At 62.8% G+C, this 18,281-nt stretch carries 14 protein-coding genes; 5 read left to right on the top strand and 9 right to left on the bottom strand.

Annotation, left to right across the window (positions count from 1 at the left end):
- Positions 1–10: 10 nt before the first annotated feature.
- On the top strand, positions 11–3,136 hold the full coding sequence (locus tag ACREB4_RS04165) for a phospholipase D-like domain-containing protein (RefSeq protein WP_431586932.1): 3,126 nt from the start codon (positions 11–13) through the stop codon (positions 3,134–3,136).
- On the top strand, positions 3,133–4,473 hold the full coding sequence (locus tag ACREB4_RS04160) for a T6SS immunity protein Tli4 family protein (RefSeq protein ID WP_431586931.1): 1,341 nt from the start codon (positions 3,133–3,135) through the stop codon (positions 4,471–4,473). Before ACREB4_RS04165 ends, ACREB4_RS04160 begins: the two co-directional genes overlap by 4 nt.
- A gap of 209 nt (positions 4,474–4,682) precedes the next feature.
- Here the strand turns inward: ACREB4_RS04160 and hrcA are convergent, their stop codons facing one another.
- Positions 4,683–5,693, bottom strand: coding sequence for a heat-inducible transcriptional repressor HrcA (gene hrcA, locus ACREB4_RS04155; protein WP_431586930.1), 1,011 nt, complete (start codon positions 5,691–5,693; stop codon positions 4,683–4,685).
- A 104-nt stretch (positions 5,694–5,797) separates the two neighbouring features.
- Here hrcA and ACREB4_RS04150 point away from each other — a divergent pair, with 104 nt between their 5' ends.
- The 3 genes from ACREB4_RS04150 to rapZ are packed head-to-tail and all read left to right on the top strand — an operon-like array spanning position 5,798 to position 9,361.
- A complete protein-coding gene (locus ACREB4_RS04150) occupies positions 5,798–6,700 on the top strand; it encodes an NAD kinase (RefSeq protein ID WP_431586929.1) in 903 nt (300 codons plus the stop codon).
- Position 6,701: 1 nt separating this feature from the next.
- Complete coding sequence (recN, locus tag ACREB4_RS04145; RefSeq protein WP_431586928.1) at positions 6,702–8,435, top strand: DNA repair protein RecN; 1,734 nt, start codon at positions 6,702–6,704, stop codon at positions 8,433–8,435.
- Positions 8,432–9,361, top strand: a complete 930-nt coding sequence (rapZ, locus tag ACREB4_RS04140; protein ID WP_431586927.1) for an RNase adapter RapZ — start codon at positions 8,432–8,434, stop codon at positions 9,359–9,361. The genes recN and rapZ overlap by 4 nt, the downstream gene beginning before the upstream one ends.
- A 37-nt stretch (positions 9,362–9,398) precedes the next feature.
- Here rapZ and ACREB4_RS04135 read toward each other — a convergent pair whose 3' ends face one another.
- The 8 genes from ACREB4_RS04135 to ACREB4_RS04100 all read right to left on the bottom strand — a co-directional run bounded on the left by ACREB4_RS04135 (position 9,399) and on the right by ACREB4_RS04100 (position 18,277).
- Positions 9,399–10,322, bottom strand: coding sequence for an SDR family oxidoreductase (locus ACREB4_RS04135; RefSeq protein ID WP_431586926.1), 924 nt, complete (start codon positions 10,320–10,322; stop codon positions 9,399–9,401).
- A 33-nt stretch (positions 10,323–10,355) separates the two neighbouring features.
- Positions 10,356–11,384: an NADP-dependent oxidoreductase gene (locus tag ACREB4_RS04130; protein WP_431586925.1), complete on the bottom strand. Its 1,029-nt coding sequence runs from the start codon at positions 11,382–11,384 to the stop codon at positions 10,356–10,358.
- 45 nt (positions 11,385–11,429) lie between these two features.
- On the bottom strand, positions 11,430–12,227 hold the full coding sequence (locus ACREB4_RS04125; RefSeq protein ID WP_431586924.1) for an SDR family oxidoreductase: 798 nt from the start codon (positions 12,225–12,227) through the stop codon (positions 11,430–11,432).
- 12 nt (positions 12,228–12,239) lie between these two features.
- On the bottom strand, positions 12,240–12,521 hold the full coding sequence (locus ACREB4_RS04120) for a Dabb family protein (protein WP_431586923.1): 282 nt from the start codon (positions 12,519–12,521) through the stop codon (positions 12,240–12,242).
- Positions 12,522–12,556: 35 nt separating this feature from the next.
- Positions 12,557–14,419, bottom strand: a complete 1,863-nt coding sequence (locus tag ACREB4_RS04115; RefSeq protein ID WP_431586922.1) for an acyl-CoA dehydrogenase — start codon at positions 14,417–14,419, stop codon at positions 12,557–12,559.
- A 41-nt stretch (positions 14,420–14,460) separates the two neighbouring features.
- Positions 14,461–15,243 carry a crotonase/enoyl-CoA hydratase family protein gene (locus ACREB4_RS04110; protein WP_431586921.1) on the bottom strand — a complete coding sequence of 261 codons (783 nt, stop codon included), beginning with the start codon at positions 15,241–15,243 and terminating at the stop codon, positions 14,461–14,463.
- Positions 15,244–15,355: 112 nt separating this feature from the next.
- The gene (locus ACREB4_RS04105) at positions 15,356–17,461 is read right to left on the bottom strand and encodes a 3-hydroxyacyl-CoA dehydrogenase NAD-binding domain-containing protein (RefSeq protein WP_431586920.1); all 2,106 of its coding nucleotides are present in this window, start codon (positions 17,459–17,461) and stop codon (positions 15,356–15,358) included.
- A gap of 111 nt (positions 17,462–17,572) precedes the next feature.
- Positions 17,573–18,277: an ABC transporter ATP-binding protein gene (locus tag ACREB4_RS04100; RefSeq protein WP_431586919.1), complete on the bottom strand. Its 705-nt coding sequence runs from the start codon at positions 18,275–18,277 to the stop codon at positions 17,573–17,575.
- Between the last annotated feature and the right edge of the window lie 4 nt (positions 18,278–18,281).

The following is an 18,281-nucleotide window of genomic DNA, read 5'->3' as shown; positions in this document are numbered from 1 at the left end:
GGACATTGACATGCCAGGAAAGACAATCCATCAGCCTGTGGACAAAGACGGCAAACCAACCGCACAGGCCCGATCCGCCCCAGCGTGGTTTCCCAAGAACACCGAAAATGTCCGAGTCGATGGCATGAAACGCTTGGGCCTGCCTGAGGAATTGGATTGGGGGCAGTTGTTCAGCGAGCCACACCGGGGCAATGACGTTGATTTCTACGTCACAGGCGAGGAGTACTTTAAGGCCGTGGCGGGTTACATCCGCAAGGCCAAGAAAACCGTCTTCATCGCGGGATGGCAGGTCAACTACGACGTCGAACTCGATGGCAAGACCACCCTCTTTGATTGCCTGAGGGAAGCGGTCGACAACGGCGCCTCCGTCTACGTGATGCCCTGGCTATCGCCCAAAGCTGGTGTGGACACGGGCGACTTCGAAACCATGTTGGCCGTTTTCCAGCTCAACGCCGGCAAGCCAAAGGGGCGCGCCTACTGCCTGCCAGCCATGCAGCAAGGTGATCAAGGCTCATTGGGTTTGTTCTTCTCTCATCATCAAAAGCAAGTCGTGGTTGACAACAAACATGCATTTGTTGGAGGCATCGACTTAGCCTATGGCCGACGTGACGACGGCAACTTCAGCTTGAAGCCAGAGGGGCGGACACTCAATGAGCTGTACAACTCATGCATTCCTCCTGTCCACGATCTAAGCAATGTTGAACAAGCCGATTGTCTGACCAGAGCGGAGTTGCTGGCGGCCTGTACTCTGGATGGGCTCACCGGATGGATTGCCACATTCTTGACCTCGCCCGCCGACCTGTTTGCACCGGTTTGGGATGCGAAATCGGCCGTCACCCAACACATCAGTGATGCAAAAACCCAAGCCATGAACAGCTGGGAAAACAGCGATCTCCTTGGGCGATTCACCGGCCCCGTCAAGAAAGCAGCGGCTGGCGCAGCGCAAGATGCATCCCGGTGGGCATGGGCTCAATTGCCCAAAGACGTGCAAGAGAAACTGCAGGCACTGCGTGACACAGGGTCGGCCAATGCCGCCAATGCCATGTCGGCGCTGCTGGCCTGGTTGAACAACGCTGACCTCAATCGCGTGCCACCAGCGATGCTTCAAGAGGTTTCTTCCGTTGTGCATGCCTTGTCGTACGCAGTCTTTGCAGCGCTGTATGCCACATCCCACGAGTTGCCCAAGCGCTATGAAAGGCTGCTCGAACATACCAAGGTCACGCCCAAGAGCGGCAAGATCATCGATGTTGACTGTCAGCCACGTATGCCATGGCACGACGTGCATTGCCACATCAAAGGCTCGGCTGTGTTTGACCTGAGCATGAACTTCGTGCGCCGCTGGAATGGATCAGCACGAAGCTATGAGAAGTCTTTTGCCAGATACCGGGATCCCTACGCAAAGCTGGTTGATCCATTGCTGGAGAAAATTGGTTTACAAATCATCAAGACGCCAAAAGCACCACGCATTGCCAAGGCAGATTTTCCAGTGCACCAGGAGAGCGGTGGCAGCAATTGGGTGCAAGTTGTGCGCAGTGCCCCCAAGCAGTTGGTCACACAAGAAAACGCTGAATTGGGAGCCAATGCTCCCGCCATGCAACAGAACAATTGCCTGAAGGCCATGATCAAGGTCATCCAAGGCTCCAGCAAATTCATCTACATTGAGGGTCAGTTCTTTCAAACGGCGTATGGTGACGAAGGCGAGGCCAGAGGAAAAAAGTCGGGGCCCATGGATGCCTTGCTCACGATCGAGTCATCGACCACCTATCAGCAATGCATTGACATGCTGGGCATCCGCGGCTTGCCTATCTCAAAAGTGCCCACCGCCATGCGCTGGGACATGGTCCCAGAAGTCATGGAATTGGCACATGGCAAGGCGTTCATGGCCGATCTGAAACAGGCCATGACCAATGCGACCACCATTGAGGCATTGCGCCTGATGGGCAAACCGCAGGAACGACTGCTCAACCCGATTGGCCAGGCCCTGGTGGACCGCATCACCCAAGCCATTTACGACGACAAGCCGTTTCATGTGTACATGGTTTTGCCAGTTCACCCAGAGGGCTTGCTGAACGTCGTCAACATCATGACGCAAACCCACCTGACCATGCAGTCGCTGGTTTTTGGCAAGCACAGCTTGGTCAATGGCATTCGACGTGGAATATTGGCCAAACGCTTGCATGATCAGAAAAAAATCTCGATTGAAGAAGCCGAGCATCGAGTTGCTGGCATGGATGCAGAAGCCATCCAGAAGGCTTGTGGGAAGGATTGGACCGCTTACCTGACGCTTTTGAATCTTCGCAACTGGGATGTCATCGGCAAGAAGCCGGTGACCGAACAAATCTATGTGCACAGCAAGTTGCTGATTGCGGATGATCGTGTCGCCGTGCTTGGCAGCGCCAACATCAATGACCGCAGTCAGTTAGGTAGCCGTGACTCGGAATTGGCGGTGGTGATCACAGATGACACGCCCATCATGGCCAAACTGGATGGTGTGAATGACCATCCTGTGGCCAGCAAAGTGCATGACTTGCGTGTGCGCTTGTGGCGAAAGCTGTTTGGTTTGACAAGTACAAATAGAAGATCTGAAGAACTGGCCGGCGAAGCATTGCTCAAGAGCCCAGCGGCCTCATCTACACAGCAAGCAATTCAGTATATTGCTGAAGAAAATGCAAAGACCTACGAGGCCGCATTCTGGTTCATACCCAGAAATTTGGCGCACCCCAAAGTTCAGCCGATAGAGGCTAACAAGGGAACACCCCCAAGCTCAATCTGGCCGCTTTGGCGATATGTGAACTACGCCAAACACGAAAGTGGCGGGCGACTTGCTTATCGCATGCCGTTTGACGAGCTGTTCTGGCGGCGGGCGGCCGTCCATGACATCAAGCACACGTATGAACCTGCTGCAGATTCAAAGGATTCTTTGTCACTGACCAAAGAGCCGAATGGAATTCAAGGTTTCATCACATCGCTCCCCGTCAACTGGACGGCCTGGGAAAACAACTTGTCGAGCTTTAACCTGACTGTGATTGCGATGGAACACACAAGCCCATCGCCCACAATGGTAGGTTCAAGCTCTTCAACTAACAGTAACGTGGCAATCAACACGAACTCGCCCGCAGAAAGCCAAGCTGTATGACCAAAGTGCAGCAAGGTTTGCTTTGCATCCTTTTGAGCGTGCCTTTGATCGCATGCCAACCGAGCAAGGCCGATGATGGTTCGTATAAGAACCCACACCCCGGTCGAAATGATTTGGCGCAGGCATTGAACGCCAAGTATCTATCTGGCCCTAAAGGCAGGCAGGAATGCCTTGGGCGTTTGACGTTCAATCTGGATAAGCCTGTCAAATGGGCGCTGAGCTCGTCGACAACAACGCCTAAGGACCAGATGCCGATCATATCCAGGGAAATCCGCAGCGAGGACGAAGGGATCGACTATGGCACTTATGGCCTCTATGTCCTCATCTACCCAGGCGCCACCCAGCAGCAGCTGGACGCGCAGTACGAAAGTGCCGTAGATGAAAAGATCTATGTCAAAAGGGAACACGAAGAAAGTATTGCGATAAATAAGAGACGCCTAGACAAACTGAAGAAAAGTTCTTCAGCTACGCGAGACCCTAACATCACCCAAGAACAGCACGACAGGGCCATCGCAGAACTAGAAGAGGAATTGGTTGAAGAAAAACAAGTTCTTGCCAACGTCGGCAAAGCCTCACATCCAATGGATTTCGGAATGACTGACAGAAAAGGCTACGCCCAAGGCCGCTATCTGCAAGGCTATTTGCTGCGTGATGGTGTTTACTATCACTTCGTGATGGGCGGCAATCTCAACGACAAACGCACCGATGCGCAACGTGAAGCATGGTTCACCGATTTCATGAAGCGCTTTCAGACCCGCAAGCTGTATGACATTCCAAAAGAGCGTGGGGTTTGCATTCCCTACGGCTTCATACCTGATGACGGCACGGTCCCCTTCAAGACTGCGGCCGGGATCCGCTTTGATGACCGCCCCAATGTGCTCTACACCCTGCGCACACAGGTGGTTGACGAGCGCCTTGTCACCAACACACTGCTCGCGGCCACCACACGTGCATCGGTAGGGTTGATGGCAGGCTTTGCCAATCAAGAAGTGGCCAAACTGGTCAAGAAGCGCATTGGCCCGCATCGCGCCTACATCGGTGAACTGGCCGCAGAGCAAGGTGGCACGGTCGTTCAACTGACCGAGGGCAAGCGCAAGTTTGACAATTACAGTGTCTTCACAGGGTACAACGGCTGGATGAACTCTCAGGTTCTGCCATTCATCGCGGTGGACATGCGCAGCTTCACGCAAGCGGAAACGCGTGATTCGGAGATCGAACGGCTGAAGACCGATCCCCCCCCTTTTGAGGAAAGCAAGTCGCGCCTGGACGCCCTGCTAAAAAGCATTCGACTTCGCCCGACAACTCCCGCAATGGCGGAACTTGAGTACCCCTTTTGACATCCGTGGCCGTCGGGCCGAAACAACTGAATGCCGATGCCAGCCAGCACCTACGTCAACATGAGAGAACTCGCGGAACCGCAATTTCGCGTCTTTCCATCCGCGGCGAATGGCTACCTCGCCCCCGAGAAGCAAGCGCTTCCTAGCCGCTCTAGGCCGTCCCCCACACCCTTCTGCTTGAGTGACAAAGCCCAGCCGTCTAGGCGGCCCTACTTCTGGCTCAACGCATTCGACACCATCCGCGACGTGATGTCCACGATCTCGATCATCCGGTCATACGCCATGCGCGTCGGCCCGATCACCCCCAGCGTGCCCACCACCTGCCCATTGATCTCATAAGGCGCTGACACCACTGACAGCTCTTCGAACGGCACCACCATGCTTTCCCCGCCGATGTAGATGCGCACCCCCTCGGCGCGGCTGGAACCTTCCAGCAGCCGCATCAACTGCGTCTTCTGCTCGAACAGGTCAAACAAACGCCGCAAGGATCCCAGGTCGTTCGAAAAATCCTGCACCGTCAGCAGATTGCGCTCACCCGACACCACCACCTGGTCGGTGCTTTCTTCCATCGCATCACTGCCCGCCTGAACCGCCGCCTGCATCAGGCTGGCGATGTCGCCGCGCAGTTGGTCGACTTCCGACTTCAAGCGGTTGCGCATTTCTTCGATCGACAAACCGGAGTAGTGCGTGTTGAGGATGTTGCTGGCCTCGACCAGTTCCGACTGGGTGTAATCCTGTGCCGTGAACAGCACGCGGTTCTGCACGTCGCCGTCGGGCGCCACCAGGATCACCAGCACGCGCTTGTCGCCCAGGCGCAAAAATTCGACGTGCCGGAAGACCGACGCCTTTCGCGGCGACGTGACCACGCCCACGAACTGCGACAGGCTGGACAGCATCTGCGCCGCGTTGGCGATCACGCGCTGGGGTTGGTCTGGCTGGAGCTGGTCGCGCGTTTCGACGTTGAAATCGTAGGGGCGCGCCGTGAGCATGGTGTCCACGAACAGGCGGTAGCCTCGGGGCGTGGGCACGCGCCCGGCCGAGGTGTGCGGACTGACGATCAGGCCCAGGTCTTCCAGGTCGGCCATCACATTCCGGATGGTGGCAGCGGACAAATCCAGTCCGGCGGCCCGCGACAGGGTCCGGGAACCCACGGGCTGCCCGTCGGCGATGTAGCGCTCGACCAGGGCTTTCAACAGTATCTTGGCACGGTCATCCAGCATGGTTTTGATTCTAGGCGCTGACGCGGACAAGCCGTCACAAATCAGCGTTCGCAGGGCGAAACCACCCCTCGTTCAGGGCGGTCGCCTGTGGTGTAATTCTGCCCATGCCCAGCCTCCAGCCCTGCCGTTTCCGCCACGCCGCCTTGGTCGGCAAATACCAGGCCCGCGGCATCCGCCCGGTGCTGGAAGACGTGGCCGCCATCCTGGTCCGCGCGGGGCTCGAAGTCTCGCTCGAGATGGAAACCGCGCTCAACACCGGCATCACCGACTACGGCTCGCTCAGCCTCAAGCAGATCGGCAAGCAGTGCGACGTGGCCGTGGTGGTGGGGGGCGACGGCACGATGCTGGCCATCGCCCGCGAGTTGTCGCGCTTCGACATCCCGCTGATCGGCATCAACCAGGGGCGCTTGGGCTTCATCACCGACATCCAGCACAAGGACATGGTCAGCGCCCTGCCCCAGATCCTGACCGGCCACTACGAGGAAGAACACCGCGCCATGCTCGAAGGCGCCGTGCTGCGCCCGAACCGGGATGGCGGCATGGAAACCATCTACGAGGGCTTCGCCATCAACGAGGTGGTCGTGAGCCGGGGCGCCACCGCCAGCATGGTGGAGCTCCGCGCCGAAATCGACGGCCAGTTCGTGGCCAACTACCGGGCCGACGGCCTGATCGTGGCCTCGCCCACGGGCTCGTCGGCCTATGCGCTGTCAGCCGGCGGCCCCTTGCTGCACCCCGGCCTGGCGGGCTGGGTGATGGTGCCGATCGCTTCGCACACGCTGTCGAACCGCCCCATCGTGATCCCGGACACTGGGGTCATCAGCATCGAGATCGTGGCGGCCAAGGACGCCAGCATGAACTTCGACATGCAAAGCCTGGCCAGCCTGCTGCACGGCGACCGCATCACGGTGCGCCGCTCGGCTCACCGGGTGCGCTTCCTGCACCCCAAGGGCTGGAACTATTACGCCACCCTGCGCCGCAAATTGCGCTGGAACGAGGGAGTTGCCTGAGATGCTGCGCCGCCTGACCCTGCGCGATTTCGTCATCGTGACGGCCCTGGAGGTCGATCTGCGCGCCGGCTTCACGGCGCTGACCGGCGAAACCGGCGCGGGCAAATCCATCCTGATCGACGCCCTGCAACTGGCATTGGGCAGCCGGGGCGATGCCGGCGTGGTGCGCGAAGGCGCCGCCCGTGCCGACATCACCGCTGAATTCGAGCCCCATGCAGCCCTGGCCGAACGCCTGGCGCCCTGGCTGCACGAGGCTGGTTTCGATGCCGCCGAACCCGGCGCGGCCCTGCTGCTTCGCCGCGTGGTCGACGCCCAGGGTAAGAGTCGCGCCTGGATCAACGGCAGCCCGGCCACCGTCACGCAATTGCGTGAACTGGGCGAGCACCTGGTCGACATCCACGGCCAGCACGCCTGGCAAAGCCTGACCCGCGCCGACTCGGTGCGCGCCCTGGTCGATGCGCAAGCGGGTGTGGACACCCTGGCCTTGCAACAGGCCTGGGCCCTGCGCCGCGATGCCCAGCGCCAACTGGACGACGCCCGTGGCCGCCAAGCCGACCTGGACCGCGAACGCGAACGCCTGCAATGGCAGATCGCCGAACTGGACAAGCTCAAGCCCCAAGCTGCCGAATGGGATGAACTGAACAGCGAACACCAGCGCCTGGCGCATGGCCAGGCCATCCTGGACGCCGCGCAACTGGCCCTGAACGCCATCTCGGAAGACGACAGCAGCGCCAGCGCCCTCACCTCGCGTGCCATCGATGCGCTCGACAGCGTGGCCGAGGTCGATCCCAACCTGGCCAGCGCGCTCGATGTGTTGCGCAGTGCCCAGGCCCAGTTGGAGGACGCCGCCCACAGCCTGAGCGGCGCCCTGCGCCACACCGAACTTGACCCTGCGCGCCTGGGCGAGCTCGACGGCCGCATCGCCACCTGGATGGGCCTGGCCCGGCGCTTTCGCCGCCTGCCGCAAGACCTGCCCGAGTTGTTGCAAGGCTGGCGCGATGACCTGGCCGCGCTGGACGCCGCCGCCGACTTGGAACACCTTGAGCGCGTGGCCAACGACGCCCACAAGGCCTGGCTGGCCGTGGCCAAGACCGTGTCGCAGCAACGCGCGAAGGCCGCGCCTGCGCTGGCCCAGGCCGTGACCACCGCCATGCAGGATCTGGGCATGTCGGGGGGCCGCTTCGAGGTCGCCTTGCCCAAGCAGGACGAGCCGCAGGCATTCGGCCTGGAGTCCGTGGAATTCCTGGTCGCCGGTCACGCTGGCAGCACACCCCGCCCGCTGGGCAAAGTCGCCTCCGGTGGTGAGCTGTCGCGCCTGGCCCTGGCCATCGCCGTGACCACCTCGCAGCGCGCCGACGCCGCCGCGCAATCCGGCACCCTGATCTTCGACGAAATCGATTCCGGCGTCGGTGGCGCCGTGGCCGACACGGTCGGCAAGCTGATGCAAAAGCTGGGCGCCAGCCAGCAGGTGCTGGCCGTGACCCACCTGGCCCAGGTGGCCGCTTGCGCGCACCAGCACCTGGTCGTCTCCAAGGCGCTGAGCCAAGGCACCACCACCAGCGACATCCGCGAGGTGAACGGCGACGAGCGCGTGCGCGAAGTGGCCCGCATGTTGGGAGGGACCGTCACCGATACCAGCCGCGCCCACGCCCAGGTCATGGTGGACGCGGCCCAGGCATCCCCCGAGGACGAGCAGCAAGCCAGTGGCAAACGCCGCCGCAAGGAAGCGGCATGAGCCTGGACGTCGTCCTCCTGACTGGCATCTCGGGCTCGGGCAAGTCCGTGGCCATCAATGCCCTGGAAGACGCTGGCTACTTCTGCGTGGACAACCTGCCCCCTGAACTGCTGCGCGGCCTGATCACGTTGGAGCTGGCCAGGCCCGAGGCACAACGCCGGCGCGTGGCCGCGGCCGTGGACGTGCGCAGCGCGAATTCCCTGCCCAGCCTCGTGCCCATCCTGGCCGAGTTGAAGACCGAAGGCGTCCGCGTGAAGTCGGTGTTCCTGGACGCCAGCACCGACGCCCTGGTGCGGCGCTTCTCCGAAACACGCCGCCCTCACCCGCTGTTGCAGGCCAAGCAACCGACCCGCGATTTCGTCGGCCTGCCGCCCATGCCCGAGCAGATGGACGAGCAACTGGCTTTCCAGGACCAGGCCCTGATCGACACGATCAACCTGGAACGCGAACTGCTGGAGCCCTTGCGCGAAGTGTCGGCCGTGATCGACACCTCGCTGCTGCGGCCGGCCCAGTTGCGCCAGTGGATCCGCAACGTGGTGCAGGCCGAGGCCTCGCGCCTGACGCTGGTGTTCGAATCGTTCGCCTACAAGCAGGGCGTGCCCATGGACGCCGACTTCGTGTTCGACGTGCGCATGCTGCCCAACCCTTATTACCTGAAAGAATTGCGCCCCCTGACCGGGCGCGACCAGCCAGTGATCGACTACCTGCGCCAGCAACCCGAGGCGGCCGAGATGATCTCGCAAATCGAGACCTTTTTGCTGCGCTGGTTGCCCACGCTCGAAGGCGATCAGCGCAGTTATGTCACCGTGGCCATTGGCTGCACGGGTGGCCAGCACCGCTCGGTGTACTGCGTCGAGCAACTGGTGGAACGCTTCGTGAAGCGTGGCGTGGCCCTGGCGCGCCACCGAGAGCAGGACGCCCGCTGACCCAGCAGCGTCCCTCTCTCCCCTGCGCGAAGACGGCTTAACCGCCCATCGCTTCGCGCAGTGACTTGCGCAGGCTTTCACCCAGCTCAGGTTTGCCGGCAAACGGGTCGGTCGGGTTGCGCACCTGAACCACGTCCTCCATCCTCGTCTGGACCATGCCCAGGGCCTGCGGGTGGCTGTAAATGTAGAACTGGTTCTGCTCAACCGCCTTGAACACCAACTGGGCCACGTCATTGGCCGACACGCGGCCCGAGGTCACCGCCTTGGTGCTCATGGCCTGCGCGATCATCTGGCTGGGTGTGGGCTTGCCTTCGCTGCGCAACTCTGCCGGCCGATTGCGGTGCGACTGGTGGATGCCGGTGGGCACGAAGTAAGGGCACAGCACCGAGGCACTGATCTGCTCGGTCACCAGCGACAGGTCCTGGTACAGGGTTTCGGTCAGGCTGACCACGGCGTGCTTGCTGACGTTGTAGGCGCCCATGTTGGGCGAGTTCAGCAGGCCCGCCATCGAGGCCACGTTGACGATGTGGCCCCGCCAGTTCGGATCCTTGCGCGCGGCTTCCAGCATCAGCGGCGTGAACACGCGCACGCCATGGATCACCCCCCAGAGGTTGACGCCCAGCACCCACTCCCAATCGCGGACAGTGTGTTCCCAGACCAGGCCGCCATGGGCCACGCCCGCGTTGTTGATGACCAGGTTGGGCGCGCCGAAGTTTTCGACGCAAGCCGCGGCCAGGGCCTCGATGTCGGCGGCGCGCGAGACATCGCCGCGCAAGGCCACGACCTTGGCGCCCAGGCCGGTCAGCTCGGCCTTGGCCGCGTCCAGGGCATCCTGCTGCACATCGGTGATGACGAGGTTGAGGCCACGGGCCGCGCCCAGGCGCGCCAGTTCCAGGCCGAAGCCACTGCCCGCGCCCGTGATGACGGCCGTCTGGCCGGCTTGCAAATTCATGATCGACATGTCTTGTCCTTCAATGTGTTTTGAGTCGCGCGTTCAAACCAGCTTGACCAGCTGCTTGCCGAAGTTCTTGCCCTTGAGCAGGCCCAGGAAGGCCTCGGGTGCGCTGGCGATGCCTTGGGCAATCGACTCGCGGAACTTCATCTTGCCGGTGGCCACCAGCGTGCCCAGCTCCTTGGTCGCGTCAGGCCAGACCTCGGGGTGCTCGCTGACGATGAAGCCTTCGATCTTCAAGCGGTTGACCAGGATCAGGGCCGGGTTGGCCATGGGCAAGGGCTCACCGTTGTAGCCGGCGATCATCCCGCACATGGCCAGGCGGCCAAAGGCGTTCATGCGCAGCAGCACGGCGTCCAGGATGGCGCCGCCCACGTTCTCGAAGTAGCCGTCGATGCCCTTGGGCGCGGCCTCCTTCAAGGCCTTGTACAGGTCGCGCGGATCGGGGTGCGCCTTGTAGTCGATGCAGGCGTCGAAGCCCAGTTCATCGACCACGTACCGGCACTTGTCGGCGCCACCGGCAAAGCCGACCACGCGGCAGCCGCGCTCCTTGGCCAACTGGCCGACCACGCTGCCCACTGCGCCGCTCGCCGCGCTGACGACCACCGTCTCACCGGCCTTGGGATTGATGATCTTGACCAGGCCATACCAGGCGGTCACGCCGGGCATGCCGACCGAGCCGAGGTAGGCCGACAGGGGAATGTGCGTGGTGTCGACCTTGTGGATGGCGCCGCGCACATTGGCGTCGACCACGGCGTATTCCTGCCAGCCGCCCAGGCCCAGCACCTGGTCGCCCACGGCGAACTTGGGGTGCTTGCTGGCAACCACCTCGCCCACCGTGCCGCCGATCATCACGCTGTCCAGCGGCTGGGGTTCGGCGTAGCTCTTGCTGTCGTTCATGCGGCCGCGCATGTAGGGGTCGAGCGAGAGGTAATGGTGCTTGACGACGACCTGGCCGTCGCTCAGCTCGGCCTGGGAGGGCACAGGGCTTTCGACCAGCTTGAAGTTGTCGACGGTGGCCTCGCCCTTGGGGCGCGAAGCCAGCAGGATCTGGCGGTTGATGGTGCTCATGGTGTGGTTCCTCAACGTTCGTGGAGTCGGTTCAATGGCGTGAAATCAACCGCCGATCAAGGCGCTGACGCCGCCATCGACCGGCAGGATTTGCCCGGTGATGTGCTTGCCCGCATCGGAGGCGAACAGCAGCGTCGCACCCTTCAGGTCTTCGTCGTCGCCGATGCGCAGCAGGGGCGCGCCCTTGGCAATGTTGTCCTCACCGGCCATGCCCAGCAGGCCTGCCGTCATCTTGCTGGGGAAGAAGCCCGGCGCGATGGCGTTGACGCGGATGCCCAGGTGGCCCCATTCGCAGGCCAGGCCGCGCGTGAAGTTCACCACCGCGCCCTTGCTGGTGTTGTAGGCGATGGTCTGCATGAAAGGCGGGTTGCCGCCCAGGCCGGCGATGGACGCGATATTGATGATGCGGCCCTGCTTGCGCGGGATCATGCTGGCCTTGGCCACCGCCTGCGACAGCAGGAAGTACCCACGCACGTTCAGGTTCATGACCTTGTCCCAGGCTTCCAGCGGGTGCTCTTGCGCGGCGGCGCCCCAGGTGGCGCCGGCGTTGTTGACCAGAATGTCGATGTGGCCCAACTTGGCCAGGGCCTGGTCGGCCAGGCGCTGGATGTCTTCGGGCTTGCCGGCATCGGCGGCGATGAAGCTGGCATCGATGCCCGCGGCCTGGAGCGAGGCCACGGCCTCTTCCAGGTCAGCCGCCTTGCGCGAGCTGACAACCACCTTGGCGCCGGCTTCGCCCAGCGCGTGGGCCATCTGCAGGCCCAGCCCGCGCGAGCCGCCGGTGATGAGGGCCGTGCGGCCCGTCAGGTCGAAAAGTTCTTGAACCTTGCGGGGGGTGCTCATGGGGTCGTCCTTTCAGCAGAAGTAGTCGAGCACGTGGCGCGACGCGGCCATCTCGCGGATCTGCGCGACGACGCCCTGGTGGTGCGGGTGCGGTTGGTAAGCGGCCAGCGCGGCGCCATCTTGAAAGGTGGAGATCAGCACCACGTCGGCATTGGCCTCCAGGCCTTCGGTTTTGATGCCGACGTCGAACTCGTGCATGCCGGGCACCAGGCCCTTGCAGCTGTCGAGCAGGGCCTTGACCTTGGGGGCATCCGCGGGGTTCTTGAGCGTGAAGATCACGATGTGGCGAATCATGGGGCTTGTCCTTGCATGAAGGGAGGTGGGTCGGTTCAGAACCAGTCGGCCTGGGCCTGGGCACAGGTCATGTCGCGGCGCGCGACCACGCCCAGCCAGGCGTCGATCTTGGGCAGTTCGAAGCTGAAGAAGTAATCGCAGGCGGCGAGCTTGCCTTGCAGGAAGCCTTCGCCCAGCGGGCTTTGAGCGGCCAAGGCGGCTTTGGCGGCGATGGCCAACTCCAGCCAGATCCAGGCCAGCACCGTGTGGCCAAAGCCTTGCAGGTAAGGCGTGGCGTTGGCCAGCGCTTCTTCCGGCACACCGGTGGACCAGGCCGCCTTGGTGGTGGCGCCGACCTTCTGCAGCGCCTGCGCCAAGGCATTGCTGTGCACTGCCAAGCCATCGATCTGGCCGGCCTTCTGGATGGTCTGGCTGATGCGCTCGGCCAGCACGCTCAAGGCCTTGCCGCCGTTCATCACGACCTTGCGGCCCAGCAGGTCCAGGCCCTGGATGCCGTGCGTGCCTTCGTGGATCATGTTCAGCCGGTTGTCGCGCCAGTATTGTTCGACCGGGAAGTCGCGCGTGTAGCCATAGCCGCCCAGGATCTGGATGGCCAGGCTGTTGGCCTCTTGCGCCCACTCACTGGGCCAGCTCTTGGCGATGGGCGTCAGCAGCTCCAGCAGCAGGCCGGCGTGCTCGGCTTCGGCGGGCGTGCCGGTGTATTCCTCATCGACCAATCGGGCACAGAACAGGCCCAGGGCCAGGCCGCCTTCGGCGATGGCTTTTTGCTGCAGCAGCATGCGCTTCACATCCGTGTGCTCGATGATCGAGATCTGCGGCGCGCTGTGGTCCTTGCCGCCCGCACCCATGCGACGGCCTTGTGGGCGTTGCAAGGCATATTCCAACGAAGCCTCGTAGCCCGCATAACCCAGCATGGTCGCGCCCAGGCCCACGCTGATGCGCGCCTCGTTCATCAAGGTGAACATGCACTTGAGGCCTTCGCCTTGCTTGCCGATCAGGTAGCCCACGGCACCCGACTGGCCGTTCACCGGGAACTTGCCTTCGCCAAAATTCAGCAAGGTGTTGACCGTGCCGCGGTAGCCCAGCTTGTGGTTCAGGCCGGCCAGGGCCACGTCGTTGCGCTGGTCGGTGATGGTGCCGTCTTGTTTGACCAGCTTGCGCGGCACGATGAACAGCGAGATGCCCTTCACGCCGGGGATGGTCTTGCCATCGTCACCCGGGATCTTGGCCAGCACCAGGTGCACGATGTTCTCGCCCATCTCGTGCTCGCCGCCCGAGATCCACATCTTGTTGCCCGTCAGGCGGTAGCGTGGCCCCAGCGCATCCTGCGTCCAGTCGATGCCGCTGCCATCGCCCTTCAAGTCGGGCGTGGCCTTGGTCAGGATGTCCGACAGGCTGGAGCCGGCCTGCGGTTCGCTCAGGCACATGGTGCCGAAGGTGCGCCCTTCGAAGCCGCCCTTGGCGAACACGTCGATCTGCAGCGGCGTGCCGTGCGCCAGGATGGTGTTGGCGTTGCCGCGCGTGAGCATGGGGTAGGCCGCGAGCGAGACGCTGGCTTTGTAAAAGAAGCTCATCGAGGCGATCTCGACCACGGTGGGCAGCTGCATGCCGCCAATTTCAACGTCCTTGCTCGCGCCCATCAGGCCCGCGTCGTTGAAGGCCTGCAGGGCCACGGGCGTTTCCTTGGGCAGGTGCACCTTCACGCCGTCGAACTCGGGCTCCTGCACATCGGTCAGGCGGTTGTGTGGCGCGAACTGCTCGTTGGCCAGCTTCTCGCTCAGGTCCAGCACCGCGTCGAAGGTCTCGCGGTTGTGGTCGGTGTGGCGCTCGCGCTGGGTCAGGTCTTCGGCGTGAAGCCAGTCGTGCAGCAGGAAATCAATGGTGGCGCGGTGGGTCATGGTGGTCTCTTTGAAGATTCGGTGGTGTGCTCGCGGCAAGCTCAACGGCCCTGGAACACCGCATCGCGGCGCTCGATGAAGGAGCGGATGCCCTCGGCCGCGTCTTCGCTCTGCATCACAGGCAGCAGGTCTTTGAACAGGTGCTTGGCGGCTTCAGCCTCGCCCTCGTTCCAGGCGTTGCGGGTGGACTTCAGCACGTTCTGCACGCCCAGCGGCGCGGCCTTGGCGATCTGCTCGGCGATCTCGCGCGCCTTGGCCAGTTGGTGGCCGGCCGGCACCACTTCCTGCACGAGGCCCGTGCGCAAGGCCAGATCGGCGTACCAATAATCGCCTGTCAGAAGGTAGCGCTGCGCATGGCCCCAGCCCATCTGCTGCGGCAAGCGCAAAGTGGCACCACCACACGGGAAGATGCCGCGCTTGACTTCCAGCATCGCAAAACGCGTGTCCTCGGCCGCCACGCGTACCTCGGTGTTCAGCAGGATTTCAACGCCCCAGGTGAAGCAGTTGCCCTGCAAGGCCATCACCACCGGCTTGCTGTGACGCGGACCTTGCAGCCCGAAGGGGTCGATCTCGCCCTCGCCGATTTCAAAGCCCTTGCCATTGCCAAAGATGGGCGCGAACTTGTCCAGCTCGACGCCCGAGGTGAAGTGCTTGCCTTCGGCATGCAGCAGCGCCACACGCAGGTCGGGGTTGCGGCTCAGTTCGCCATAGGCCTTGGCGATGTCGCTGTACATCTCGGGCGACAGGGCGTTGTGCTTCTCCGGCCGGTTGACGCGGATCTCCAGGATGTGCCCGTTCTGCGTGGTTTCAATGAATGAAGACATGCTGACCTCGGATTGAAAATGGACAGACGGCCGAAAAAAAGGTCCACAGCCTTGAACAGTGCTGCAGACCCCCTTGTGTTCAGTCAACCGCCTTGGTCGCCAGGCTGGTGGATCAAGCCTGCCCGGTGAAGTTCTTGCCCTCGGCCGCCAGCCTGGCCAGCAGCGGTGCGGGCTCCCAGAAGGCCGCGTCGTCGTGCGGGTTCTTCTGAAAGGCCTTCATCTGCTCGATCACCTGGGGCAGGCCAATGATGTCGGCGTAGAGCATGGGGCCACCGCGGTAGATGGGGAAGCCATAGCCGGTCAGGTAGACCATGTCCAGGTCGGAGGCGCGGTTGGCGATGCCCTCTTCCAGGATCTTGGCGCCCTCGTTGGTCAGCGACAGCACCAGGCGGCTGACGATCTCTTCGTCGCTGATTTCGCGCGGCGTGATGTGGTTGTCCTGGCGGAACTTGCCCAAGATGGCCAGCACTTCGGCCGAGGGCACGGGTTCGCGCTTGCCGACTTCGTAGTCGTACCAGCCCTTGCCGGCCTTCTGGCCAAAGCGGCCCACTTCGCAGATCAGGTCGGCCACCTTGCTGTAGCGCATGTTGGGCTTTTCAACGTAGCGGCGCTTGCGGATGGCCCAGCCGATGTCGTTGCCAGCAAGATCGCCCACGCGGAAGGGCCCCATGGCCATGCCGAACTTCTCGGCGGCCTTGTCGACCTGCTCGGGCGTGGCGCCCTCTTCGATCAGGAAGCCTGCCTGGCGGGTGTACTGCTCGAACATGCGGTTGCCGATGAAGCCATCGCACACGCCCGACACCACCGCCACCTTCTTGATCTTCTTGGCCACGGCCATCACGGTGGCCATCACGTCCTTGGCGGTGTGCTTGCTACGCACCACTTCCAGCAGGCGCATCACATTGGCCGGGCTGAAGAAGTGCAAGCCCACCACGTCGCTCGGGCGCTTGGTCACTTCGGCGATCTTGTCCACGTCCAGCGTCGAGGTGTTGGACGCCAGGATCGCGCCCGGCTTCATCACTTCATCGAGCTTGGCGAAGACCTGCGACTTCACGCCCAGGTCTTCGAACACGGCCTCGATCACCATGTCGGCCTGCGCGATGTCGTCGTAACTCAGCGTGGTGCTGAGCAGGGCCATGCGCTGCTCGTACTTGGCTTGGGCCAGCTTGCCTTTGGACACCTGCGCTTCGTAGTTCTTGCGGATGATGCCCAGGCCGCGGTCGATGGCCTCCTGCTTCATCTCGAGCATGACCACGGGCACACCCGCGTTCAGGAAGCACATGGCGATGCCGCCACCCATCGTGCCGGCGCCGATCACGGCGACCTGCTTGATGTCGCGCAGCGGCGTGTCGGCCGGCACGTCGGGAATCTTGCTGGCAGCGCGCTCGCCAAAGAAGGCGTGGCGCAAGGCGCGGGCCTGGTCGCTGGTCAGCAGACGCTCGAACACGTCGCGCTCGAACTTGATGCCGGCGTCCAGGTCGGTCAGGCTGACCGAAGCTTCCACGCAATCGACGCAGCGCTGCGGCGCGTCCAGGTTGCGACGCGTCTTGGCCAGGGCCGCGCGGGTCTTGATGAACAGTTCGGGATCGGCGGGCGCGGCCACCTTGTGGTCACGCACCGACGGCAGTGGGCGAGCAGCAGCGATCTGCTTGGCGAAGACCTTGGCGCCGGCCAGCAGGTCGCCATCGACCAGCTGGCTGAACAGCTTTTGGCCAGGCGCCAGGATCAGCTTTTCGCTCGGCACCGACACGCCCGTGGTGATCATTTCCAAGGCAGTCTCGACGCCCAGCACGCGCGGCAGGCGCTGCGTGCCACCGGCACCGGGCACCAGGCCGATGTTCACTTCGGGCAAGGCCACCTGCGTGCCAGAGGCGGCCACGCGGTAGTGACAACCCAGGGCCAGTTCCAGGCCTCCGCCCATGACCACGCCATGGATGGCGGCCACGACGGGCTTGGTCGATTGCTCGACCGTGGCGATGGTGACGTGCAGATCGGGCGCGGCGGACGCCTTGGGCGAGCCGAACTCGCGGATGTCGGCACCACCGCAGAACACCTTGCCCGAACCGGTGATGACCACGGCTTGCACGGCGTCGTCGGCCAGCGCCTTGTGGATGCCATCGACGATGCCGGCGCGCGTGCTCTGGCCGAGGCCATTGACGGGGGGATTTTCCAGCGTGATGACGGCGATGCCGTCGGCGACTTGGTAGGAGGTGCTCATGCCAATCTCACTCGTGTGGGGAATCTGAAAAGAACCATTGTAAGAATAGCCGCATTCACGATTGCAGCAACCCTGCAAGGGTCAATGATTCTTCAGGGTTAACCCCGAAAATCACACCTCCAGCCATTCCTTCCGGACATTGCAATCGGCCTTCAGCTCTTCAGGCGTGCCGTGAAAAACGACCTCGCCGTGGCCCATCACATAGCAGCGCTGGGAGATGTCCAGCGCGATGGTGAGCTTTTGCTCCACCAGCAAGACGGCCAGACCGCGCCGCTTGAGTTCCTTCAGGTACTCGCCCACCAGTTCGACGATCTTGGGCGCCAAACCCTCGGTCGGCTCGTCGATCATGATCAGGTCGGGGTCGCCCATCAGGGTGCGGCACAGGGTCAGCATCTGCTGCTCGCCGCCCGACAGCACGCCGGCCTCGGTGTGCTGGCGCTCCTTCAGGCGCGGGAACATCTGGTACATGTCGTCCAGCGACCAACGGCCGTTCTTGCTGCCACGGCGCCCCGGTTGCTGGCCCAGCAGCAGGTTCTGCTCGACCGTGAGCTTGGGGAAGACGTCGCGGCTCTCGGGCACGTAGCCCAGGCCCCGCCGCGCGATGTCGTAGGTCTTGTGGCCGAGGATGTTGGTGTCGTTCCACGAGACCTTGCCCTCGCCCTGCACCAGGCCCATCACGGCCTTGATGGTGGTCGAGCGGCCCGAGCCATTGCGGCCCAGCAGGGCCACGATCTCGCCCGGCTTCACTTCCAGGTCAACGCCATGCAGGATGTGGCTCTTGCCGTAGTAAGCGTGCAGATTCTGAATGGACAGCATGGTG

This window comes from Aquabacterium sp., assembly GCF_050725395.1.
Taxonomy (GTDB): Bacteria; Pseudomonadota; Gammaproteobacteria; order Burkholderiales; family Burkholderiaceae_C; genus Aquabacterium.
The sequence above is the reverse complement of the archived record's forward strand: the minus strand, read 5'-3'. Positions and strand labels throughout refer to the sequence as shown.